The following is a 21,498-nucleotide window of genomic DNA, read 5'->3' as shown; positions in this document are numbered from 1 at the left end:
TTGAATGGTGGAAGTGCGGCGCGATGCCGAGTTTGCGCAATTGCAAAGTCAATTACGTTTGCGCGATAGACTTATCACCCAAATTCGCTTTAGTGCTAAATTCATTTGTGTAACGGGTGAGGCTGGCTCAGGAAAGTCATCCCTTGCAACTTCGGTACTAGAGCGCGCCCCTTTTGCTAATCATGCTTTTGTTACCGCTGCTGCCGATGAAGGCGGCCGACTGCGTCGGGATTTGCTTCAACAGTTACTCAAAGACCCTCTCTTTAATCAAGACGATCCGCTATTTGATAGCTTCCAGCGTAATGTAAAAGAAAGCGCTGCGCCCTTGGTTGTGATAGTGGACAATGCACAGCACTTGAGCGCCGATATACTCAAAGAGTTAGTCGAGTTTTATCAACACTACAATCAACTTTATCATCACGATATGTCGCTGCTGTTGTTTGCAGAAGGCGGCACAGAGTTTAATGCGCAATTGGATGCGCTAAGTAATGACGTACTGTATTTTGATGTCTCTCCGTTAAACGAAAGTGAAGCATTTGAACTCGCTTCACTACTGTTTAATCGGGCAGACTATGTGGCTGAGTTTGAAAATCAACAAGCCATTGAACAACATATAGCCTCGGCGAAAGGAAATCCTCGTCTAATTTATCAATTTGTCGATCAAATCGTTACCGGAGATATTCCCATGTCAGAAGCAAGTAGTCCTAATCGTAACAAGCTCTATTTGGTTATCGCAGTGGTGTTATGTGCAGCTGTCGCCGGTTTGCTGGTACAAGTTATTAACGACTGGGGCGGCGATGGCGACAATAACGACAGCCGTATCGCACTCGCCTTGATGGAAGAGCCTGCGTTAGCTAACGGTAGTTCACCAAGCCAAAGTGCTGCAGATACAACGTCGAGCAGTTCAAACCTACTCGGGAGTCAAGTTGAGACCGCAGAGCTCCCGTCTCAAGATTTACCGGAAGAACTTGATATTAGTTCGCAAAGCAGTAGCGATGAGCTACGAGTGGTTGTTGAAGACGACGTAGTTAATAAACTATTGGCTGAGCAAAACGAGCCTAAAGCTGACACCGGCCAAGTGACAGAGATTAAAGATAACGACAACTTACTTGCAGAGATGCCTGAGGAGGCCCTTAGCCCAAGCCTTGAAACGATAGAAAACAGTGACGTAGCAATTAAAGTTACGGATGTGAAATCCCTGTTAGAAGCTAAGCCAAGTAAGCATTACACCTTACAGCTAATGGCGCTGAATAACCGCGAGAAAGCCCAACAGTTTGTCTCTGCACGCCAATGGTCACATGACGTTTGGGTTTATCGCTCAAGTGCTAACCCCAATGTACCCTATAAAATTATTTACGGTGACTTTGCTACTCGCGAAGAAGCCCAAGCCGCTCGCACAAGTTTAAAACAGCAAAATCTAGATTCATTGATTAAGCAATTTAAACAGGTACAGTTTGAATTGACGCAATAGAAATGAAGAAAACTCGTGCTTTTTTAAAGTGGGCCGGCGGAAAATACGGCCTGATTGAAGATATTCAACAACAACTTCCTGAAGGCGATACCTTAGTTGAACCTTTTGTTGGCGCTGCTTCGGTATTTCTAAATACCGACTATTCTCGTTATCTTTTAAGCGACATTAACCCTGATTTAATTAATCTGTATAAACTTTTGCAAACAAGTCCGCAGAAGTTCATTAATGACGCCAAGCTTTACTTTACGCCCGAGTGTAATCAGAGTGAGTTTTACTATGAGGTGCGTAAGCGGTTTAACGCGACTACAGACAGCTATCAACGTTCCTTAATGTTCTTGTATATGAATCGTCATGGCTACAATGGTCTGTGTCGCTACAATCGGAGTGGTGGCTTTAATGTGCCCTTTGGTTCTTACAAACGACCTTATTTTCCTGAGCATGAGTTAGCGTTTTTTGCTGAGAAGGCGAAGCGTGCAGAGTTTCGTTGTTGCAGTTATGTAGACACCTTTGCTGACATTAAAGCCGGCGACATTGTTTATTGCGATCCACCTTATGCTCCCTTAAGCCCTACCGCCAGTTTTACCAACTATGCAAGTAAAGGCTTTAATCGCAGCGATCAAGAACGTTTAGGTGAACTAGCAATAGCAGCTCAGCAGCGCGGGGCATCGGTGTTGATTAGTAATCATGATTTACCACTAACACGCACTATCTATCAAAGCAGTGAGTTGAGTCAGCTAAGTGTGCGCCGTACTATCAGCCGTAAAGGGCATAAACGCATGAAAGTGGCCGAATTACTGGCTTACTACCATGCTAATTAAGTAATCACTTTTACTAATAGCGCAATACTTAGTACAAACACTATCACCATCACAATGCCTAACACGATAAATTTCCACGCTTTGCCTTGGCTAAAGTCGTGTTGGCGTTGCTTGTCTGATTGAACACCAAATAGTGCTCCCAGTACGCTTTTGAACAAAGATGCAGTTTTACCAGCCATTTTTTGCTCCTTAGAATGTGAAATTTCAGCATGCCATAAAAACTATCTTTGTACAGTGATTGGATCACGGCACAAGCTGCGCTAAAATTGCGCACTTTAAAATCCAATGGTTATCCCAATGAGCAAACCCTTTTTAATTGCCCCTTCAATTTTAGCTGCCGATTTTGCCCGTTTGGGTGAAGAAGTAGAAAACGTATTAGCTGCCGGTGCAGACGTGGTTCACTTTGATGTAATGGATAACCATTACGTACCAAACTTAACAGTTGGTCCTATGGTGTGTAAGGCGCTTCGCGACTACGGTATTACCGCTCCGATTGATGTGCACCTAATGGTAAAACCGGTTGATGCAATTATTCCGCAGTTTGCTAAAGCAGGCGCTAGCATGATTACCTTCCATGCGGAAGCGTCTGAGCACATTGACCGCAGCTTACAGCTGATTAAAGAGCAAGGCTGTAAAGCGGGCTTAGTGCTTAACCCTGCAACACCTTTGCATTGCCTTGACTACGTAATGGATAAGCTAGACATGATTTTGTTAATGTCGGTTAACCCAGGTTTTGGCGGCCAGAAATTTATTCCAAATACTCTTGATAAGCTACGCGCGGTACGTAAAAAAATCGATGACAGTGGTTACGATATTCGCTTAGAAATTGATGGTGGCGTAACCCCTGACAATATTGGTGAAATTGCCGCTGCCGGTGCCGACATGTTTGTAGCTGGGTCTGCTATTTTCAGTAAGCCTGATTACAAAGCAGTGATTGACCAAATGCGTGCTGAATTAGCCAAAGCAACAAAGTAAGGCCAATTAATGACTCAGTTAAAACAGATTAAACTTATCGCTTTTGATTTAGATGGCACCTTAGTGGATAGCGCTCCAGATTTGGCTTTAGCTATAAATGCTATGTTGGTGGATTTAGGGCGTAGTGAATTTTCAGAGCAAACTATTCGTCATTGGGTTGGCAATGGTGCAGAAGTGCTGATTAAACGTGCCTTATCTGGTGCTTCTGTTATTGCTGAAGATTTAGATGAAGCTTTGTATCTCAAAGCCAAACCGCTATTTAATCGCCACTATAGCGAAAGGCTCTGTGTAGCCAGTAAACTTTATCAGGGGGTAGGGGAAAGTCTTGCCGCGCTTGCGGAGCTAAATATTCCCATGGCCATTGTTACTAATAAGCCAGGTTTGTTTACCCAACCTTTATTAGAACAGCTAAATCTTGCACGCTACTTTGACGTAGTATTGTCGGGCGACAGCTTAGCACGTAAAAAGCCAGACCCACTGCCGTTACGGCATCTTGTAGAGCGCTATCAATTGAATATCGACCAGCTTCTTATGGTGGGAGATTCAAAAAATGATATTCAAGCGGCAAAAGCGGCGGGTTGTGCCTCTCTGGGCTTGACCTACGGCTACAACTACGGTGAAGATATTGCACTAAGTGGCCCCGAATTTGTGGCAGACAGCCTTGAGACTTTAGTAGAGCTAATGAATGGCTCGGTAACGGCTTAAGCCCATCGTAATTGTTTGAATAGGAACATCATGAGTAAACCCATAGTATTAAGTGGCATTCAGCCTTCAGGTTCGTTAACCATTGGTAATTATATTGGGGCAATAAACCAATGGATTGACATGCAAAACGACTACGACTGTCACTTCATGTTAGCCGACTTACACACTATTACTGTTCGCCAAGAGCCTACGCAGTTTAAGAACCAGGTATTAGATGGTTTAGCCATGTATATTGCTTGTGGCTTAGATCCAGACAAAAGCACCATATTTGTTCAGTCACAAGTACCAGAGCATGCTCAACTAGCCTGGGCGCTTAACTGTTACACTCAAATGGGCGAACTGAATCGCATGACTCAGTTTAAAGACAAGTCGAGTAAGTACGCCAGCAACACTAATGCCGGTTTGTATACCTACCCAGCGCTTATGGCGGCCGATATTCTATTGTATCAAGCCAATGCTGTTCCTGTTGGAGACGACCAAAAGCAGCACCTTGAGTTAACCCGTGACATTGCTCATCGTTTCAATACGCTTTACGGAGACATTTTCACTGTACCCGAGCCATTTATTCCTAAGTTTGGTGCGCGAGTTATGTCGCTTCAAGAGCCAACTAAGAAGATGTCAAAGTCAGACGACAACCCTAAAGCATTCATCTTGCTAAACGATACACCAAAGCAAATCGCTAAGAAGATTAAAGCATCGGTGACTGATTCAGATGAAGCCGCGCGTATCTATTTTGATCGTGATGAAAAGCCAGGTGTATCAAATCTTCTAACTTTGCAATCGGTCGCTACCGGAAAATCGATAGATGAGTTGGTGGCCAGCTATGAAGGTAAAATGTATGGTCACCTTAAAGTTGACACGGCAGACGCAGTGGTGGCGATGATAGAACCCATTCAGGCGCGCTATCAAGCACTACGCGACGACGAAGCAGCCCTACAAGCCATTATGGCGAAAGGTGCAGCCCGTGCTAGTGAGCAAGCCAGTAAAACCCTAGAAGCAGTTTACGATGTTTTAGGTTTCATTCGCTTAAAGTAGCAATTTGCTCTAAGTGTTAAAGCCCAGCCAAGCGCTGGGCTTTTTTATACCCAATAGTTAACGCTAGTGACTTAGCTGCCCGCTTGCTAGTATTTGCTGTAATATCAACATATTGAATTAATCGGCCAATGCCGAGGAGCGAGTAGATGGATCTAGAACGCAAAACTCTGGTGTATTCGGCGGTTATCGCCTTGATACTTTCTCTATGGGGTATTGCAATGGGGGTGCACACAGAGTCTGGCGCTATCATGTTAGACGGGGTATTTAATCTACTGTCTTCAGTGATGGCCTTTACTGGGATCCGCATTGCCTACCTCACCAGCCAAAACTACAACGAACGCTTTCCCATGGGCTACTTTGCCTTTGAGCCGCTAATGGTAATGGTGAAAGGGATCTCTATTCTGGTACTAGTTGCGTTTGCCTTGTCGGCAAATTTGCAAACCATGTTAGCTGGTGGTCGCGAGCCGCAAATTGGCATGATGCTGATTTATGTGGTGCCCGCTGTGTCTGGTTGTTTATTGGCTTGGTGGATATGTTTACGCAGTAATAAGTTGCAGGCCTCTAACTTACTGCTGGCTGAGCAGCAAGGCTGGCTAATAAACTCGGTGATCTCTGGTGCCATTGGCATAGCATTAATCGTTGTATTGCTTATTCAAGACAGCAGTGTAGGGTGGATAGCCCGTTATGTAGACCAAATTCTAGTGATTGTATTTTCACTTATCTTCTTAAAAGACCCTTACCTACTGGTTAAAAATGGCTTTAAAGAACTACTACTGAGCGCACCTGAACCCGAACATACCAAACCATTTACTCAAGCCTTAGAGCAGCAAACCATGTTAAATGGTTTTGAGTTAGGAGAGATTGTAGTGATGAAAACCGGTCGTCGCTTTTGGGTCACCATAGAGGTAGTGTGCCGGAATCATCAACTTGCGCTAGACGATATGGTTCAGCAGAGAAAGCAAATTCGTAGTTTGGCTAATCAGTATTACCAGAATAATTATACCGAAATTGTATTTGTTGAACCCTCAGAGCAAGGCGAATTTTCTGCTGGATGAAAATTATTACAGCAGCTCGAAATGTCGCTGCCTGCTAACTAAAAATCAGCTACTATAGCGCTTTTAACCTGCAGGCTATTCTGGTTACATGCTACTGATTATCGACAATTACGATTCATTTACCTACAACCTCTATCAGTACTTTTCGCAGCTGAATGTAGAGGTTGTGGTTCGTCGTAATGATGAGATTAGCATTGAACAAATTAAGCAGCTTGCACCGTCTCATTTGCTTATTTCACCAGGTCCATGTTCACCCAATGAAGCAGGGATTTCTCTCGCGGTTATTGCCGAGTTTGCTAACACGCTGCCCATTCTTGGGGTGTGTTTAGGACATCAGTGTATTGCACAGCACTTTGGCGGCAAGGTAGTGCGTGCGGCTCAAGCCATGCATGGCAAGGTAAGGCCGGTATATCACCAGCAAGATTCGGTATTTAGTGGGCTCGCTAACCCAATGGCTGTTACTCGTTATCACTCCTTGGTGGTTCAGGCAAACAGCTTACCGGAATGTTTAGAGGTGACAGCTTGGAGCCACGATGACAAAGGTGAAAAGCACGAAATTATGGGGCTTAAACATAAGCATTTACCGATACATGCGGTGCAGTTTCACCCTGAAAGCATTCTTACAAAGCAAGGTCTGCAGTTGCTAAGTAACTTTATTGGTTCTAATTAATAGAATGAATGGGCTTTAAAATGATTCAATGCATTGATTATATAGAATGAATAAATAATGCATATTTATGCTTAATGATTTTGATGTGAGGGCATTGCAAGCAATATTCCCTACGCTATTATTAGAACTATGCACTGAATATGCTTAAAAATGACCATATTTTGTATGGCTTAATGGCTGAATACTCAGACATCGCTCTCGATATTTGCCATAATCGCCAAACTCTTTACATACTATTAACCTTTCTGGCCTTTGACATAAAGGGATCGCCAGAAAGCTAAAGGAGAACACTACATGTCACACGCTGTTACTCGCGCGCTATTCGATGAAGTTATGGTTCCTAATTACGCCCCGGCGGCTATTATTCCGGTTAAGGGCGAAGGTTCACGCTTATGGGATCAAGAGGGCCGAGAGTATATCGACTTCGCTGGTGGTATTGCGGTTAGCTGTTTAGGGCATTGTCACCCTGCGTTGGTGAAAAGCTTAACCGAACAAGGTCAAACCTTGTGGCATCTAAGTAATGTATTGACTAACGAACCGGCTCTGCGCTTAGCCAAAAAATTAGTCGACAGTACCTTTTCTGAAAAAGTGTTTTTCTGTAACTCGGGTGCTGAGGCAAACGAAGCCGCGCTTAAATTAGCGCGCCGTTACGCCATCGAGCATGGCTCAAAAGACAAAACCAAAATCATTGCCTTTGAACAAGGCTTCCACGGTCGCACCTTCTTTACCGTTACGGTAGGTGGTCAAGCTACATACTCAGATGGTTTTGGTCCTAAGCCGGGTGATGTAGAGCATATCCCTTACAACGATTTAGCGGCACTTGAAGCGATTATCGACGACCAAACTTGTGCAGTGATGATGGAGCCGCTGCAAGGCGAAGGTGGCATTATCAGCCCAGATTTAGCCTTTGCAAAAAAAGTGCGTGAGCTATGTGATAAACACAATGCGCTACTTATCTTTGATGAAGTACAAACAGGTGTGGGTCGTACTGGCGAGTTGTATGCTTACATGGGCCTAGATGTGACGCCGGATATCCTTACCTCAGCCAAAGCCCTAGGCGGCGGTTTTCCAATCGGTGCGATGTTAACCACTACTGAGATTGCGGCTTCTATGAAAGTAGGAACCCACGGCAGTACTTACGGCGGTAACCCATTAGCTTGTGCCGTTGCAGAAACCGCTTACGACATTGTTAATAGCGAAGAAGTGCTAAACGGTGTTAAGCAGCGCGAGCAATGGTTTAGAGAAGCCTTGAATGCCATTAACGAGAAGTACCAAGTATTTTCAGAAATACGGGGTAAAGGTTTGTTACTGGGAGCTGTGCTAAACGAGCAATACCAAGGCCGAGCGCGTGACTTTTTAGTGGCAGCGGCCGATCAAGGCTTAATGGTATTAGTCGCTGGCGCTAACGTAGTGCGCTTCACGCCTTCTTTAATTGTCCCTCAAGCTGATGTTGAACAAGGCATGCAGCGTTTCGAGCAAGCTGTTGCCAAAGTGGTAAACGCTTAGCGTTTTTGGGCTGGCCTTAGCAATAAGGCCTGCCAAGTTATACTTTTTAACTATCAAGAGTAGTGGCTAATATTAGCTACGGTTCTGTGCTATTCAAAAAAGGGAGATGTAGCCATGTTAGTTATCCGTCCTATTAAGGAAACGGACTATCCTGCCTTGTTACAAATGGCGGTTGGGTCTGGGATAGGCTTTACTTCTTTACCGGTTGACGAGCCTTTGTTGCGTGAAAAATTAGCGCATTCTATTCGTTCGTTTGCAACCGATACCGATAAACCTGGCGACCAACACTATTTAATGGTGGCGGAAGATACCGTAACCGGTGAAGTGGTTGGCACCAGCGCCATTGATGCCGCTGTAGGCATGAGCAGTCCATTTTACACTTATCACCTAGGTAAGGTGGTTCATGCTTCACGTAGTTTAAACGTTTATAACGTGGTGGAAACGCTCACGCTAACCAATGACTACACTGGCGTTACTGAACTATGCACCTTGTTCTTACAAGAATCGCACCGTCAAGGTCAAAATGGCCGCTTGTTGTCAAAGTGTCGTTTTTTACTCATGGCCGAGCACCAAGAGCGCTTTAATGAATCGGTCATTGCCGAGATGCGCGGTGTATCCGACGAGCAAGGCCGTTCGCCATTTTGGCAATGGTTGCAAGATAGCTTCTTTAGCGTGGACTTCCCCACTGCCGACTACCTTACTGGCGTAGGCAAAAAAGAGTTCATCGCGGAGCTGATGCCGAAATATCCCATTTACGTGAATTTGCTTAGCAAAGAAGCCCAAGCGGTAATTGGTGAAGTGCACGAAAAAACGCGGCCAGCACTGCGTTTGTTGGAAGCCGAAGGCTTTTGCAAACACGGTTATGTAGATATTTTTGATGCTGGACCCACGGTAGAGTGTCCTTTGAAGTTGATTGAGAGTGTTAAGCACTCCTTTAAACTCAAGATTCGTATTGGACAGCCTAGTGATGCAGCTGAAGAGATGTTACTCACCAACGCGCGTCTTCAAGACTTTCGCGCTTGTGTATCAGCTATCGATATTAATCTACAGCAGCAAACAGCGCTTATTTCGCCAGAAGCTGCAAACGCATTAATGGTAAATGAAGGAGCAAGCATTCGCGTGGGTGCCTTGCGTTTCGAGCAATAGAACTTCGCCTACGGGCAGCATTAAAGGATTTGAGCTAGTAATGGAACATTTAAATCAGTTTATTAATGGTCAATGGTTAGCTGGTGAAGGGACCGTATTTGAGTCTATAGACCCAGCTAAAAACCTTAGTGTGTGGCAAGGCAATGCAGCGCTTTCTTCACAAGTTGATAATGCGGTAGCTGCCGCACGTGCAGCGCAGTTTGCTTGGTACATGAGTGGTGTTGAATCTCGCCTTGCAGTGATCAAACAGTTTGCCTACTTGCTGGAGCAAAATAAAGAGCAACTCGCGTTAACCATTGCCCAAGAAACCGGCAAACCTTTGTGGGAAACCCGCACCGAAATAGCTGCCATGATCGGTAAAATTGCTATTTCAGAAAAAGCCTATTTTGAGCGCACTGGGGAGTCATCTTCAGAGTTGCCTATCGCGACCGCGGTATTACGTCATAAACCGCATGGTGTCGTAGCTGTATTTGGCCCTTACAATTTCCCCGGCCACCTGCCTAATGGACATATTGTACCGGCCTTAATTGCCGGCAATACCGTGGTACTTAAACCATCTGAATTGACTCCTTTTATCTCCGAGCGAGTGGTTAAATTGTGGCAGCAAGCAGGTTTGCCTGAAGGCGTGCTTAACTTAGTCCAAGGTGAGGTTGATACAGGCAAGGCCTTAGCCTCGCACGCTGGCATTGACGGCTTGTTCTTTACTGGTAGCTCAAATACCGGTCACGTATTGCATAAACAGTTTGCCAGTCAGCCAGATAAGATTTTGGCCTTAGAAATGGGCGGCAATAATCCTCTTGTGGTTGATAAAGTGGAAGACATCGATGCTGCGGTGCATGACATTGTGCAATCTGCCTTTATTTCGGCAGGCCAGCGTTGTACTTGTGCTCGCCGCTTGTTTTTACCTAATAACGAACAAGGCGAGCAAATTCTTAGCCGCTTAGTGGAAGTAACTAAAGCCATAGAAGTGGGCGAATACGACGCTGAACAGCAACCGTTTATTGGTGCCATGATTAGCGCGAAAGCGGCAGCTGGTATGGTGGCAGCACAGCAACAATTATTGGACTTAGGGGCTAAGTCCTTAGTTGAGCTTAGCCAAGCAGATCCAAGCAAAGGTTTTGTTAGCCCAGGAATTGTAGATGTCACGGCAGTGGCAGAACTGCCAGATGAAGAATACTTTGGGCCTTTGTTACAAGTTATTCGTTACGCTGATTGGGATGAAGCGATAGCCCAAGCCAACAATACTCGTTATGGCCTCTCGGCTGGTTTACTTAGCGTGGACGAGGACAAGTGGGAAAACTTCCGCCACCGTATTCGCGCAGGCATTGTGAACTGGAACCGTTCAATTACTGGCGCTTCAAGTGCCGCACCGTTTGGTGGAGTGGGGGCTTCGGGTAATCATCGCGCGAGTGCCAAATATGCGGCCGACTACTGTGCTTATCCTGTTGCATCTATGGAAGGTAAAGCCAGCGTATTACCAGCAAGCTTAAGCCCTGGCCTGCACTTCTAAGGAGTGAGTTATGACTGTAGATTTGTTTTTTGAGCGCTTGTGGGAGCAATACTTGGCGGTTACACCTAGTGCTGACTCTATTCATCAGCTACTCGGTAAAGGTGCTGAGGTAGTGAATGATCACATTGCAGTGCGTACCTTTAATTTACCTAATACCGGTGTTGATGCCTTTGCTAAGCATTTAATCGCTATGGGTTATCGAAAGGGTGGGGAATATCATTTTGCCAATAAACACTTGGATGCTGCACATTTTGAACACGATGACCCCACTGTTCCAAAGGTGTTTATTAGTGAGCTGCAGGTAGAAAGTTTGCCGCCAGAGTCTCAAGCGATTGTTCAAGGCTTAGCTGCACAGGTAAATAACGACTTATACCAGCGACCAGAGGTATTTTTTTCCGGACGACCTTGGCAGCTTAGCTATGCTGAATACCAAACACTGCTTAACGAAAGTGAATATGCGGCTTGGTTAGCGGCCTATGGTTATCGAGCCAATCATTTTACTATTTCGGTGAATCAACTTGCGGGTATGGATGATTTACAGCAAGTGAATCAGCAACTAAAAGAGGCTGGTTTTAGCTTAAATACTGCAGGAGGAGAGATCAAAGGGTCGCCAGAGGTGTTGCTAGAGCAGTCAGCCACCTTAGCCGATCAAGCTGAAGTGGTATTTAGCGACAGTAAGCATAATATTCCTAGCTGCTTTTACGAGTTTGCCTTGCGTTACCCTAAGCCTGACGGAGAGCTTTACTCGGGCTTTGTCGAAGCCTCAGCAGATAAAATATTTAGCAGTACCGATAGTGGACAGTAAAAACAAAAAAAGCCGCATTTAGCGGCTTTTTTATTAGCGTGGTAGCTTACTAGCGCGTGCCGTAAACCACTATAGTTTTACCGTGCGCGGTAATTAACTCTTGCTCTTCTAACATCTTAAGAATACGACCTACCGTTTCACGTGAACAACCAACAATTTGGCCGATCTCTTGGCGGGTAATCTTAATTTGCATGCCGTCTGGATGCGTCATCGCGTCAGGCTGCTTAGCTAGGTTTAATAAGGTCTGTGCAATTCGACCAGTAACGTCCAAGAATGCTAAGTCACCTACTTTTTGGCTGGTGATTTGCAAACGGTTCGCCATTTGGCCTGAAAGGCGCATTAAGATCTCAGGGTTAACTTGGATTAGCTGACGGAATTTCTTGTAAGAAATCTCCGCTACCTCGCAAGGACTTTTAGCCCGGATCCAAGCAGTACGAATTGGATTTTCAGTGTCTTCGAAAAGACCCAATTCACCCATGAAGTCACCTTGATTCAAGTAAGACAAGATCATTTCCTTGCCTTCTTCATCTTTAATCAATACTGCGACTGAACCTTTTACAATGTAGTAAAGCGTTTCAGCTTTTTCGCCAGCATGAATCAAAGTACTTTTTGATGGGTACTTATGAATGTGACAGTGAGAAAGAAACCACTCCATCACCGGATCAGCTTGAGGTTTGCCAATTACCATATTAAAGAAATCCTCTGTCTTTATAATTATTTGCTAGCTTTATAACTAACAAATTGTATTTATTGTTGTAGTCGTCCATTCCGCCTCTAGCATAAAAGGCTTCGGGCTTTGCTGCAAGGCATTTATACGCCTTTAGTATGAGGCAAACACTAGCCTTGAACCTTGACCTAGATTAAGCTGGCTGACGAAATATTCCCTAGGAGAATCTAACATGAAAGCGACCGTTACGTGGTCTAAAGAACTACAATTTATTGGAGAAAGTAGCTCAGGTCACCAAATTTTGATGGACGGTGACAATGCACAGGCTGCTGCAAGCCCAATGGAGTACGTATTAATGGCCGCTGGTGGCTGTAGTTCAGTAGATATTATCTCAATTTTGGGTAAGGCGAGACAGCAAGTCACTGATTGTAAAGTTAATCTAGATTCTGAGCGGGCTGAGGGAACCCCCCGAGTATTTACCAAGATTCACTTAGAGTTCGTGGTAAAAGGGCATGATTTAAGTGAGAAACACGTAGCGCGCGCTGTGCAATTAAGCATGGAAAAGTACTGTTCAGTGTCATTAATGTTGAGTAAAAGCTGTGATATAAGCCACAGCTATCGTATTGAAAGCGCTTAACTTAGCGAATTTTTCCTGTCTCTAATAGTTGTTGAATCATTGGCGACAGGATCAGCTCCATGGCAAAACCCATTTTACCACCTGGTACCACAATGGTGTTTTGCCGAGACATGTAAGCGCCGTCAATCATTTGCAGCAAAAACGGAAAGTCGACGTTTTTCAGCCCTCTAAAGCGAATGACCAACATGCTTTCGTCTAATGTCGGAATGCTTTTCGCGCTGAAGGGGTTAGAGGTGTCAACCGTAGGCACCCGTTGAAAGTTGATATGTGTACGCGAAAACTGCGGGGTAATGTAATTAATGTAGTCGTCCATTGAACGTACTATTGATTCTTGCACTGCTTCACGTGAATGGCCTCGTTCAGTGGTATCGCGTACCAGTTTTTGAATCCACTCTAAGTTAACAATGGGGACCATGCCGATAAGTAGGTCCACTTTAGAGGCGACATTTTTCTCGTCATAAACCACACCGCCATGCAAACCTTCATAAAATAATACGTCGGTTTCTTCAGGTAAGTCTTGCCAAGGAGTAAAAGTACCCGGCATTTGGTTATATGGTACTGCTTCGTCAAAAGTATGCAGGTAGCGGCGGTATTGACCAGTGCCATTCTCACCATATTGTTTGAAGAACTCGTACAATAAATTGAAGTCGTTGGCTTCGGGGCCAAAATAGCTAATGTGTTTGCCGTGTTCGCGCGCTTTACGGATTGCCACGTCCATTTCTGGGCGAGTGTAGCGATGGAAACTGTCACCCTCTATAAACGCCGCGTTTAGCTTGTGCTGTCTAAACAGGTGGGCGAATACTTCGCTGGTGGTGGATGTTCCTGCGCCTGAAGAACCGGTAACGGCAATAACGGGATGCTTAGCTGACATAGTGGCCTTATCTGTTGGTGATGATTATAAACATGGTTTACCCATCATCCTGCTGCCCTTCCATGGCAGAGGCATCAAACTGCTCTTTGGCAATTAAGTTTACTGTTTCGTGAAGCTCTGAGTATACGATTAAAACCGAACCATTAATAACTTGTTGTTTAATTTGTTCAAGTTTCTCGCTTAAGCTCAGTTCTTGCTCGCCGTAGTCAGTCCCTTCGCGTAATACATAACTCTCTAATAATGCATCGAAGGTATTAGGATCTAGTTGCTGCCAAGGAATAATCATTTATCTGTTTGCTCTAATTGCTGCTTAAACCAATGCGGAATACTCGATTCCAACCAAAATTTGGGGCGCAGCAGGCTACCACCAACAAAACCTACGTGTCCACCTGTGTCACTTAAACGATACTCCACAGCCTTGCTTAGTTGACTCGTGGTAGGAATCACTCGTTGATCCATAAATGGGTCATCGGCAGCGTGAATTAACAGGGTAGGGTGTTGAATGTCTTTTAACAACGGTAGACCGCTACAACGCTGATAGTAATCTGCAGCGCCTTTAAAGCCATGGGCCTTAGCTGTGTAATGTTCATCAAATTCCACAAAGTTGCGCCATTGTTGAACTTGTTGAGGTTTTAAGGGGGCTTGATGAGTTTGGGCGATTTTTTTTACCAGATTGTCTTTCATGCGAGACAGCAAGTGATGCTGGTAAATTTTGGAAAAACCTTGCTGCAAGCGTTCTGAACACGCGGCTAAATGCAGTGGTGGAGAAACAATAACCGCCGCTTTAATAGGGGAGCTAGGTGTTTTTGCTAAGTAGTTAACGAGCATATTGCCCCCTAGCGAATAACCTAAAGCTAATAAAGGGGCATTAGGAAACTGCTGCTGCAAATGCGCAATGCATGCGGTGGCGTCGCCTATTTCGCCACTGTGATATCCCCGCCATAGTTTATTGGCTTTACCGCTGCAGCCACGAAAATGCATCACAACCGCGCGCCAGCCTTGTTGTTGGCAAGCTTGCAGAATACCCTTGGCATAAGGTGAGTTTACACTGCCTTCTAAACCATGAAATACCACTACAATAGGTTGTTCGGGAGTTGCAGCTTGAGCGCTATCTATCCAGGCTAAATCTACAAAGTCGCCGTCGCTTAGCTCAAGCTTTTGCCAATCGAGTGTGATTTTTTTTCGCCTTAATAAAAAGGTGGGCAGTAGCGTTTGTAGATGTTTGTTGCTGGCCCACCATGGCGCTTTAAATTGACTTGGGTTAATGCTTTTTCTCCACAATATAGCTAGCTATAAACTATGTGCTTAGTCATAAAATTGTTCAAGCTTTGTCATTTTTATTTACAAGTTACCATCGGTAACATAATCTAGATTAACGTAAGGCAAACTATTATTGGTGGCGTCCATGAATCAGCAGCAACTTAATCAAGATTTATCTCGTATGCAGGCAGCATTTAAACAACAAACGTATCCAACGTTGCAGCAGCGCAAATACCATTTAGACCAGCTGCTGGCTCTTATATTGGAAAACCAAAGTGCCATTATAAAGGCTATTAGCGAGGATTTTGGCCATCGAAGCTCTCACGAAAGTCAGCTGATTGAAATATTCCCTTCTATTGAAGGGATCCGTTATGCACTTAAGCACTTAAAAAAATGGCTTAAGCCGCAACGGCGTGGCGTTAGTGTTTGGCATTTTGGGGCTAGTAATAGCGTAGTTGCGCAGCCGCTAGGGGTTATTGGGGTTATCGTACCTTGGAATTATCCCTTGTACTTAGCCATTGGTCCCTTAACAGATGCATTGGCGGCGGGCAATAAAGCGATGATTAAAATGTCAGAGCTAAGCCCGCATCTTACTAAGCTGCTGATAAACCTAATGCCTCAATACCTGCCTGATGACGTGGTGAGTATTTACGCTGATGATGGCGACCTAGGCCCGCTGTTCTCAGGTTTGGCCTTTGATCACCTAGTCTTTACTGGTTCTACCAATACTGGTCGTAAAGTGATGCAAGCCGCTGCCGCTAACCTTACCCCAGTAACGCTAGAGTTAGGTGGTAAGTCTCCGGTGATTATTGCTAATGATTACCCAATAAAGTTAGCGGCTGAACGCATTATGATGGGTAAACTATTTAACGCAGGGCAAACCTGTGTGGCTCCCGATTACATATTGCTACCTAAATCTCAGCGCCAAGCCTTTATCGATGCCTGCTTGGCTTACTGCAAAAAGCACTATAGCAATTTATCTGATGAATCTATTTCAAGTATTATCTCCAGTGATTTTCTGGCCCGCTTACACGAAATACTAGGAGATGCAGAGCAGCAGGGAGCCAATACTACTCCGCTTATTGCAGGCGAAAGTAGTGGCAAAATAGCACCTACTTTAATCTTCGATGCTCCAGCTACAACCACCTTGATGCAGCAAGAGATATTTGGGCCATTATTACCTGTGGTCGAATACGAAGAACTTGCAGAGGCAATTGCTTATGTTAATCAACATGAACACCCGCTAGCGCTTTATGTATTTAGTAATCAACAGCAGCTACAACAGCAAGTGATACAGCAAACCCAAGCGGGTGGGGTATGTATTAACGAGGTATTGCTGCATGTAGCACAGCATGAACTGCCATTTGGTGGAGTAGGGGCAAGTGGTATGGGCCATTATCACGGCTATGATGGATTTGTGCAGTTCTCAAAAATGCTGCCTATTTTCAAGCAAGGGCGTTTTGCGGCGATTAGCCTAATGCAGCCACCTTATAACAAGTTTACTGATCTCTTGATCAAACTGATGACGCGTGGATAATTAGCGTAATTGAAACCAGTTGAGTCGCCATTGTGAGCTGTCAGTTTTGCCAAAAAGCGTGGTTTGTAGAAAAGTTAGGACGTTGCCAGCAATGCATGTTGCTGGCGAATCTTGGTTGGCTGGTTATGTTGCTTTTAAGTGTAATGTATAGCGGTAAGGTCGCGGTTTATCAGCTGAGCTTATGGTTAGCTTTTGCAGCCTTTGCTTTGCTAAGTTTGGCTCATTGGCTGATGTTTTGTTATTACCGCTGGTTTGCCTCAGAGCCACCTTCTAATTAACTAGCTTGTTAAGCTATGTAGCTGTGGCTCAACAACCTGCTTCGCTTGTTCTACTAAGTCATACTGTGGATCCAGCCAATGAATCACATCGCCACGACGTTCCATTTTTCTAAACCAAGTGTCTTGGCGCTTAGCAAATTGATGAATCTGTGAGTTTAGCTTTTGGAACATATCGTTGTAAGTGAGTTGTTCTTGTAAGTGCTGGGCAACCAAGCGGTATTCTAAACCGTAAAACTCCAGCTTTTGATAACTTACCCCCTCTGAATGCAAGCGCTGTACTTCTTCAATCAAGCCTTCTTCTAAGCGTTGTTTTAGGCGCAGCGTGATGCGCTCGCGTAATACCGAGCGATCCCAGCGGATCCCGATATATAACGGCGTAATAGTTGGGTGTACCGCTACATCTTGCCCGCTGACTTGAACATCGGCTTCAGCAATCTCTATCGCTCGCACTAAGCGTGGCCGTACTGTTAAGTCGGTGCTGTTATGTTGCTCTGGTTTTAAGGCGAGCAAACGTTGCTGTAGCGTTTCCAAGCTAAGCGTGGCTAGTTCGTCTCTAAGCGCTTTGTTTACCGGCGCTTCGTTCAATTGGTAGTTTTGAGTGACTGCGTCAATATAAAGCCCCGTTCCTCCAACCATAATGGGTAACTTTTTAGCCTGTTTTATTTGTGCGTAAGCCGCAAAAAAATCTCGCTGAAAATGAAACACACTATATTCAGTATCGGGTTCAACGATATCGATCAGGTGATAGGGGATCTCCTGATACTCGGCAAGATCTTTCCCTGAGCCAATATCTAAACCACGATACACCTGCCGTGAATCCGCTGATAGCACTTCGCCGTTATAGTGGCGAGCTAATTCCACACCTAAGTGAGTTTTACCTGAGGCGGTAGGGCCGAGTACTACGATGAGATTAGCTGAGTGAGTTTGCATAGTGTTTTTCAAAGCGGGTTTTGCGGGGAATGGTAACAAGAAAAAACAAAAACGGCATGTGCAAAGCAACATGCCGTTCTAAATAAGCCTGAGATCCTTGGCGAAAAACGCGTTTGTTTTAGTTTTCCCAGAAGTGCTTACGGGACTCTTGGTAGCGATCAGCTTCGCTTAAACCAATATCACGTAATAAGTACGCAGGTAATTGGGCTAATTGACGTCGTGTTTTTTGGCGTAATAGCCAAACATTGCAAAGTTGGTAAACCTCTACAGCGTGCTGTAAGAAAGACGTGTTTTTGTTGTTGCCGATAGTATTTGTGTTAGTGCTCATAATCTAGGACCTCATCTCAGTTGATGGGGCCATCTTAGGCTTGCTCTGCGGCTTTCTCAAACAAAATAAACTGCATCATTTGCATTAGAAAAACTAATTTAACTTTCTTTTCTGTTGAGCTTTATTTTTAGTGAAAAAATAGGCGAATAGTTATTCATTAAAATGAATTTAGAGTACAAATTCTAGCGAGGAATAATTAACTATTGTTTAGATTTTGAACCAAGTTTCTAGATTTATAGCCTGTTTGTTAAGGAGAGTTACAAGGAGGAGGGCTTGATCGCGATTTGACTATTTATTCTACGCCATTTTAAGTGCTCTAATAATTGCCTTTCCCTTTTATCTGTATGGCTTTGTTGGGCATTGTTAAAGTCGGGCTGTTTTATGTTTTAGATCAATTTTCAGGTACTAGATAGGCTTAACAAGCTCGTCCTTACTGGTGACCTTCAGGTTAAATTCTGTACTTTTTTGTTAATGCGTTGTTGGTGGTTTGATCTTATTCAAGTAAGTGCTGATTATTGGGGTTTTTCAGCTATTCACTAACTGTGATGTTAACCTTATTAGGCTTAGTTATATTTATTAAAGGGCTCGCAGTGTTGTTTTAGATTGAAACTAGCAATTGCTTATCAATATCGAAGTTGTTACCGAGCGCTTCACTGTGCAATTTATAGCGTTAAACAAAGTGTCGATGCGCAGCTGTACATTTTACGTTCAACTTTTGTTAAGGCAATGTTAGAGTAATTACGCAACACAGATAATTACAATAAATAACAATATAAATATAAGGACATTAGGATGGACGTAAGTTCTTTTAATCCCCCGCGCCGTACCTTAATGGGTCCAGGCCCTTCAGATATTTCTCCTCAAGTATTACAAGCGCAAAGCCGACCAATTATTGGTCATTTAGATCCCTTGTTTGTGAATATGATGGATGAGATTAAAGCCTTACTGCAATATGCATTTCAAACGACTAATCAGCATACGTTCGCGGTATCAGCACCAGGCTCTGCAGGCATGGAAACGTGCTTTGTTAATCTACTTGAGCCAGGCGATAAAGTAATTGTATGTATTAACGGCGTATTTGGTCAGCGCATGCTAGAGAATGCGGAGCGCTGTGGTGCGGTGCCTATCGTCGTTGAAGACAATTGGGGAGAACCGGTTTCTCTTACTAAAGTCGCTAAAGCATTTGAGCAACACCCAGATACCAAAGTGTTGGCGTTTGTACATGCAGAAACATCCACCGGCGTCGCATCAGACGCACAAGCCTTATGTGCCTTAGCCAAGAAAAATGACAACTTAACTATTGTAGATGCAGTGACTTCATTGGGAGGCATTCCTCTTAAAGTAGATGAATGGGGCATTGATGCCATTTATTCTGGCAGTCAAAAGTGTTTGTCCTGTGTACCGGGGTTGTCTCCAGTTAGTTTTAGTCAGGCTGCAGTAGATAAACTCAAGCAACGAAAAACTAAAGTTCAAAGCTGGTTTTTAGATCAAACCTTAGTCATGGGTTATTGGTCAGGCGAGCAAAAACGCTCGTATCATCATACTGCTCCAGTAACAGCTTTATATGCCTTACACGAATCCTTACTCATGTTATATAAAGAAGGATTAGAAGCATCTTGGCAACGCCATGCTCAGCAACATGCTGTACTTGCTGAAGGCTTAGCTAAACTAGGTTTAGATTTAATGGTGGATGAGAGTTGCCGCTTGCCTCAGTTAAATCTGGTCGCCATTCCTGAAGGGGTAGACGAGCAAGCAATTCGCTCTCGATTGCTTAATGATTACAATTTGGAAATTGGTGCCGGCTTGGGTAAGTTTGCAGGTAAAGCTTGGCGTATTGGTTTGATGGGCTACGCAGCTCGCCAAGAGAATGTTAGCTTGTGTTTAGCTGCGTTGGCTGAGGTAATGGCTAAAGACTAGTTATTTCGTTCTATACTGATAAACAAGCCCGCTATTGCGGGTTTGTTGTTTACCGCCTTCCTATATTAAGGAGCTTTTAGGTGTATATCGACTTTGCCGACTTGTTAAGTAACCAAGTTTATCATTGCATGACTCAAACCATTGTACCTCGTCCTATTGCGTGGGTACTTAGCGATAATGGCCAGCCCACTTCTTATAATCTCGCTCCATTTTCTTATTTCACTGCAATTAGCTCAGATCCACCATTGATCATGCTATCGGTGGGTAAGAAGCCCGACGGCAGTGATAAAGACACCAAGGTCAATATTCAGAACGGTAAATACTGTGTAGTGCATATCGCCAGTGCAGAACAAGCAAAGCAAGTAACGGAATCAGCAAAAACCTTACCTTATGGTGAATCTGAGATTGTTCAACAGCAACTAGAACTTGCTTCTTTCGAAGGGTTTGCATTACCACGTTTAGCTGATGCACCTATTGCCATGGCGTGTGAACTGTTTGAGATGCAGTCTATCGGGAATACGCCACAGTCGATGATCATCCTTAAAGTATTACACCTATATATAGAAGAACAATTTGCCACAATGAATGACGGCCGTATGAATCTAGATACTAACGCGCTAAATCCTTTAGGCCGTTTAGGTGGTGGAGAGTACTGGGCAAACGGTCAAAGCTTTACTATCCAGCGGCCTAAATAGTGATGAAGTTTGAATTAGCTAATTACGTCGTGCGTAGTTACCAGCTTCTGGCTTTGTTCATTGCTGGAATGTGGCTGGTGGGTTGCAGTAGTCAGTCATCTACTAGCGGTGGGGTGAACCAGCAAGCTAATTCAATAAGCAGCGAGCAAACTCAGTTCTTGGCTCTACATAAGCAGTGGCAAGGTACGCCCTACAAATTAGGGGGATCGAACAAAGCGGGGATTGATTGTTCCGCTTTTGTGCAACACCTATATAGTAGTATCTACCAAAAGCAGCTTCCTCGAACGACACAAGCCCAAATGCAGCAGGGTAAAACCGTTAACTTAGCTAAAGCGCGTACCGGTGATTTGGTGTTCTTTAAAACCAGCCATAAAGTGAGACATGTTGGTGTCATTTATGACCAACAGCACTTTCTTCATGCATCTACTTCTAAAGGCGTGATCTTTTCTCGACTCGATAATGTTTATTGGTCACCAAAGATCATCACGATAAAACGGCTCTAATTGTAGATAAAACCAACTAAAATCACAGCTTCTGACTACTATCTGAACACTTGACTCGATTTCTGTGATTTTCTTCAAAAAACGCTTGCACCAAAATCGCGGATCCCTATAATGCGACTCCACTGACACGGCAAGCGGCGCTGCAAAGCGATGTAGAAACGAGGTCAGGGTTGGTAAGG

General features: G+C 44.3%; 24 protein-coding genes. 17 read left to right on the top strand and 7 right to left on the bottom strand.

Going from position 1 to position 21,498, the window contains the following annotated elements; all coding sequences use genetic code 11:
• Positions 1-4 precede the first annotated feature (4 nt).
• Both Q4549_RS15250 and Q4549_RS15245 read left to right on the top strand, forming a co-directional pair.
• Positions 5-1,471: an AAA family ATPase gene (locus Q4549_RS15250; protein ID WP_303553386.1), complete on the top strand. Its 1,467-nt coding sequence runs from the start codon at positions 5-7 to the stop codon at positions 1,469-1,471.
• A gap of 2 nt (positions 1,472-1,473) precedes the next feature.
• A complete protein-coding gene (locus tag Q4549_RS15245) occupies positions 1,474-2,289 on the top strand; it encodes a Dam family site-specific DNA-(adenine-N6)-methyltransferase (RefSeq protein WP_303515716.1) in 816 nt (271 codons plus the stop codon).
• Here Q4549_RS15245 and Q4549_RS15240 read toward each other — a convergent pair.
• Positions 2,286-2,468: a DUF2970 domain-containing protein gene (locus Q4549_RS15240; RefSeq protein WP_303553387.1), complete on the bottom strand. Its 183-nt coding sequence runs from the start codon at positions 2,466-2,468 to the stop codon at positions 2,286-2,288. The genes Q4549_RS15245 and Q4549_RS15240 overlap by 4 nt on opposite strands.
• A 118-nt stretch (positions 2,469-2,586) precedes the next feature.
• Between Q4549_RS15240 and rpe the strand changes: the two genes are divergently transcribed.
• The 9 genes from rpe to Q4549_RS15195 all read left to right on the top strand — a co-directional run bounded on the left by rpe (position 2,587) and on the right by Q4549_RS15195 (position 11,696).
• Positions 2,587-3,264, top strand: a complete 678-nt coding sequence (rpe, locus tag Q4549_RS15235; protein WP_137673881.1) for a ribulose-phosphate 3-epimerase — start codon at positions 2,587-2,589, stop codon at positions 3,262-3,264.
• A gap of 9 nt (positions 3,265-3,273) precedes the next feature.
• Complete coding sequence (locus tag Q4549_RS15230) at positions 3,274-3,969, top strand: phosphoglycolate phosphatase (protein ID WP_303553388.1); 696 nt, start codon at positions 3,274-3,276, stop codon at positions 3,967-3,969.
• A 30-nt stretch (positions 3,970-3,999) separates the two neighbouring features.
• Positions 4,000-5,004, top strand: a complete 1,005-nt coding sequence (gene trpS / locus Q4549_RS15225) for a tryptophan--tRNA ligase (RefSeq protein WP_137673883.1) — start codon at positions 4,000-4,002, stop codon at positions 5,002-5,004.
• Positions 5,005-5,150: 146 nt separating this feature from the next.
• Complete coding sequence (locus Q4549_RS15220) at positions 5,151-6,059, top strand: cation transporter (RefSeq protein ID WP_303553389.1); 909 nt, start codon at positions 5,151-5,153, stop codon at positions 6,057-6,059.
• An 88-nt stretch (positions 6,060-6,147) separates the two neighbouring features.
• A complete protein-coding gene (locus Q4549_RS15215; protein WP_303553390.1) occupies positions 6,148-6,729 on the top strand; it encodes an aminodeoxychorismate/anthranilate synthase component II in 582 nt (193 codons plus the stop codon).
• 294 nt (positions 6,730-7,023) lie between these two features.
• On the top strand, positions 7,024-8,235 hold the full coding sequence (locus Q4549_RS15210; RefSeq protein WP_137673886.1) for an aspartate aminotransferase family protein: 1,212 nt from the start codon (positions 7,024-7,026) through the stop codon (positions 8,233-8,235).
• A gap of 114 nt (positions 8,236-8,349) precedes the next feature.
• Positions 8,350-9,381, top strand: coding sequence for an arginine N-succinyltransferase (astA, locus tag Q4549_RS15205; RefSeq protein ID WP_303553392.1), 1,032 nt, complete (start codon positions 8,350-8,352; stop codon positions 9,379-9,381).
• 40 nt (positions 9,382-9,421) lie between these two features.
• Complete coding sequence (astD, locus tag Q4549_RS15200; protein WP_303553393.1) at positions 9,422-10,891, top strand: succinylglutamate-semialdehyde dehydrogenase; 1,470 nt, start codon at positions 9,422-9,424, stop codon at positions 10,889-10,891.
• Positions 10,892-10,901: 10 nt separating this feature from the next.
• Complete coding sequence (locus tag Q4549_RS15195) at positions 10,902-11,696, top strand: DUF1338 domain-containing protein (protein ID WP_303553394.1); 795 nt, start codon at positions 10,902-10,904, stop codon at positions 11,694-11,696.
• Between the two features lie 49 nt (positions 11,697-11,745).
• Here the strand turns inward: Q4549_RS15195 and crp are convergent, their stop codons facing one another.
• Positions 11,746-12,384 carry a cAMP-activated global transcriptional regulator CRP gene (gene crp / locus Q4549_RS15190; protein ID WP_016403770.1) on the bottom strand — a complete coding sequence of 213 codons (639 nt, stop codon included), beginning with the start codon at positions 12,382-12,384 and terminating at the stop codon, positions 11,746-11,748.
• A 211-nt stretch (positions 12,385-12,595) separates the two neighbouring features.
• Here crp and Q4549_RS15185 point away from each other — a divergent pair, with 211 nt between their 5' ends.
• A complete protein-coding gene (locus tag Q4549_RS15185) occupies positions 12,596-13,000 on the top strand; it encodes an OsmC family protein (protein ID WP_137673890.1) in 405 nt (134 codons plus the stop codon).
• Between the two features lies 1 nt (position 13,001).
• Here the strand turns inward: Q4549_RS15185 and Q4549_RS15180 are convergent, their stop codons facing one another.
• Genes Q4549_RS15180 through Q4549_RS15170 form a run of 3 tightly spaced genes read right to left on the bottom strand, consistent with a single transcriptional unit; the run spans position 13,002 to position 15,152 of the window.
• Positions 13,002-13,871 carry a phosphoribulokinase gene (locus Q4549_RS15180; RefSeq protein WP_137673891.1) on the bottom strand — a complete coding sequence of 290 codons (870 nt, stop codon included), beginning with the start codon at positions 13,869-13,871 and terminating at the stop codon, positions 13,002-13,004.
• A gap of 37 nt (positions 13,872-13,908) precedes the next feature.
• Positions 13,909-14,157: a YheU family protein gene (locus Q4549_RS15175; protein ID WP_137673892.1), complete on the bottom strand. Its 249-nt coding sequence runs from the start codon at positions 14,155-14,157 to the stop codon at positions 13,909-13,911.
• Entirely contained in the window at positions 14,154-15,152 is a 999-nt protein-coding gene (locus Q4549_RS15170) for a hydrolase (protein WP_303553395.1), read from the bottom strand. The genes Q4549_RS15175 and Q4549_RS15170 overlap by 4 nt, the downstream gene beginning before the upstream one ends.
• 124 nt (positions 15,153-15,276) lie before the next feature.
• On the opposite strand from Q4549_RS15170, the gene Q4549_RS15165 reads away from it, so the two are divergent.
• Both Q4549_RS15165 and Q4549_RS15160 read left to right on the top strand, forming a co-directional pair.
• Positions 15,277-16,668 carry a coniferyl aldehyde dehydrogenase gene (locus Q4549_RS15165; protein ID WP_303553396.1) on the top strand — a complete coding sequence of 464 codons (1,392 nt, stop codon included), beginning with the start codon at positions 15,277-15,279 and terminating at the stop codon, positions 16,666-16,668.
• A gap of 32 nt (positions 16,669-16,700) precedes the next feature.
• Positions 16,701-16,946 (top strand): DUF3624 family protein, encoded by a 246-nt coding sequence (locus Q4549_RS15160; protein ID WP_303515682.1) that lies wholly within the window; start codon positions 16,701-16,703, stop codon positions 16,944-16,946.
• Here Q4549_RS15160 and miaA read toward each other — a convergent pair whose 3' ends face one another.
• Both miaA and Q4549_RS15150 read right to left on the bottom strand, forming a co-directional pair.
• Positions 16,947-17,876: a tRNA (adenosine(37)-N6)-dimethylallyltransferase MiaA gene (miaA, locus tag Q4549_RS15155; RefSeq protein ID WP_303553397.1), complete on the bottom strand. Its 930-nt coding sequence runs from the start codon at positions 17,874-17,876 to the stop codon at positions 16,947-16,949.
• A gap of 118 nt (positions 17,877-17,994) precedes the next feature.
• Positions 17,995-18,204, bottom strand: coding sequence for a DUF1127 domain-containing protein (locus tag Q4549_RS15150; RefSeq protein WP_137673896.1), 210 nt, complete (start codon positions 18,202-18,204; stop codon positions 17,995-17,997).
• A 792-nt stretch (positions 18,205-18,996) separates the two neighbouring features.
• Between Q4549_RS15150 and Q4549_RS15145 the strand changes: the two genes are divergently transcribed.
• The 3 genes from Q4549_RS15145 to Q4549_RS15135 all read left to right on the top strand — a co-directional run bounded on the left by Q4549_RS15145 (position 18,997) and on the right by Q4549_RS15135 (position 21,319).
• Positions 18,997-20,121: an alanine--glyoxylate aminotransferase family protein gene (locus tag Q4549_RS15145; RefSeq protein ID WP_303553398.1), complete on the top strand. Its 1,125-nt coding sequence runs from the start codon at positions 18,997-18,999 to the stop codon at positions 20,119-20,121.
• An 80-nt stretch (positions 20,122-20,201) separates the two neighbouring features.
• Positions 20,202-20,816, top strand: coding sequence for a flavin reductase family protein (locus Q4549_RS15140; RefSeq protein ID WP_303515675.1), 615 nt, complete (start codon positions 20,202-20,204; stop codon positions 20,814-20,816).
• A 2-nt stretch (positions 20,817-20,818) separates the two neighbouring features.
• Positions 20,819-21,319, top strand: coding sequence for a C40 family peptidase (locus tag Q4549_RS15135; RefSeq protein WP_303553401.1), 501 nt, complete (start codon positions 20,819-20,821; stop codon positions 21,317-21,319).
• The last annotated feature ends 179 nt before the right edge of the window (positions 21,320-21,498 follow it).

This window comes from Agarivorans sp. 2_MG-2023 (assembly GCF_030548085.1).
In the GTDB taxonomy this organism is placed as follows: Bacteria; Pseudomonadota; Gammaproteobacteria; order Enterobacterales; family Celerinatantimonadaceae; genus Agarivorans.
Note: the sequence above shows the minus strand (reverse complement) of the source record. Positions and strands in the feature narration are given on the sequence as shown.

Excerpts from the sequence above, each read along its gene's own strand:
- Q4549_RS15250 (WP_303553386.1), top strand. The coding sequence starts at position 5 with ATGGTGGAAGTGCGGCGCGATGCCGAGTTTGCGCAATTGCAAAGTCAA.
- Q4549_RS15245 (WP_303515716.1), top strand. The coding sequence starts at position 1,474 with ATGAAGAAAACTCGTGCTTTTTTAAAGTGGGCCGGCGGAAAATACGGC.
- Q4549_RS15240 (WP_303553387.1), bottom strand. The coding sequence starts at position 2,468 with ATGGCTGGTAAAACTGCATCTTTGTTCAAAAGCGTACTGGGAGCACTA.
- rpe (WP_137673881.1), top strand. The coding sequence starts at position 2,587 with ATGAGCAAACCCTTTTTAATTGCCCCTTCAATTTTAGCTGCCGATTTT.
- Q4549_RS15230 (WP_303553388.1), top strand. The coding sequence starts at position 3,274 with ATGACTCAGTTAAAACAGATTAAACTTATCGCTTTTGATTTAGATGGC.
- trpS (WP_137673883.1), top strand. The coding sequence starts at position 4,000 with ATGAGTAAACCCATAGTATTAAGTGGCATTCAGCCTTCAGGTTCGTTA.
- Q4549_RS15220 (WP_303553389.1), top strand. The coding sequence starts at position 5,151 with ATGGATCTAGAACGCAAAACTCTGGTGTATTCGGCGGTTATCGCCTTG.
- Q4549_RS15215 (WP_303553390.1), top strand. The coding sequence starts at position 6,148 with ATGCTACTGATTATCGACAATTACGATTCATTTACCTACAACCTCTAT.
- Q4549_RS15210 (WP_137673886.1), top strand. The coding sequence starts at position 7,024 with ATGTCACACGCTGTTACTCGCGCGCTATTCGATGAAGTTATGGTTCCT.
- astA (WP_303553392.1), top strand. The coding sequence starts at position 8,350 with ATGTTAGTTATCCGTCCTATTAAGGAAACGGACTATCCTGCCTTGTTA.
- astD (WP_303553393.1), top strand. The coding sequence starts at position 9,422 with ATGGAACATTTAAATCAGTTTATTAATGGTCAATGGTTAGCTGGTGAA.
- Q4549_RS15195 (WP_303553394.1), top strand. The coding sequence starts at position 10,902 with ATGACTGTAGATTTGTTTTTTGAGCGCTTGTGGGAGCAATACTTGGCG.
- crp (WP_016403770.1), bottom strand. The coding sequence starts at position 12,384 with ATGGTAATTGGCAAACCTCAAGCTGATCCGGTGATGGAGTGGTTTCTT.
- Q4549_RS15185 (WP_137673890.1), top strand. The coding sequence starts at position 12,596 with ATGAAAGCGACCGTTACGTGGTCTAAAGAACTACAATTTATTGGAGAA.
- Q4549_RS15180 (WP_137673891.1), bottom strand. The coding sequence starts at position 13,871 with ATGTCAGCTAAGCATCCCGTTATTGCCGTTACCGGTTCTTCAGGCGCA.
- Q4549_RS15175 (WP_137673892.1), bottom strand. The coding sequence starts at position 14,157 with ATGATTATTCCTTGGCAGCAACTAGATCCTAATACCTTCGATGCATTA.
- Q4549_RS15165 (WP_303553396.1), top strand. The coding sequence starts at position 15,277 with ATGAATCAGCAGCAACTTAATCAAGATTTATCTCGTATGCAGGCAGCA.
- miaA (WP_303553397.1), bottom strand. The coding sequence starts at position 17,876 with ATGCAAACTCACTCAGCTAATCTCATCGTAGTACTCGGCCCTACCGCC.
- Q4549_RS15150 (WP_137673896.1), bottom strand. The coding sequence starts at position 18,204 with ATGAGCACTAACACAAATACTATCGGCAACAACAAAAACACGTCTTTC.
- Q4549_RS15145 (WP_303553398.1), top strand. The coding sequence starts at position 18,997 with ATGGACGTAAGTTCTTTTAATCCCCCGCGCCGTACCTTAATGGGTCCA.
- Q4549_RS15135 (WP_303553401.1), top strand. The coding sequence starts at position 20,819 with ATGAAGTTTGAATTAGCTAATTACGTCGTGCGTAGTTACCAGCTTCTG.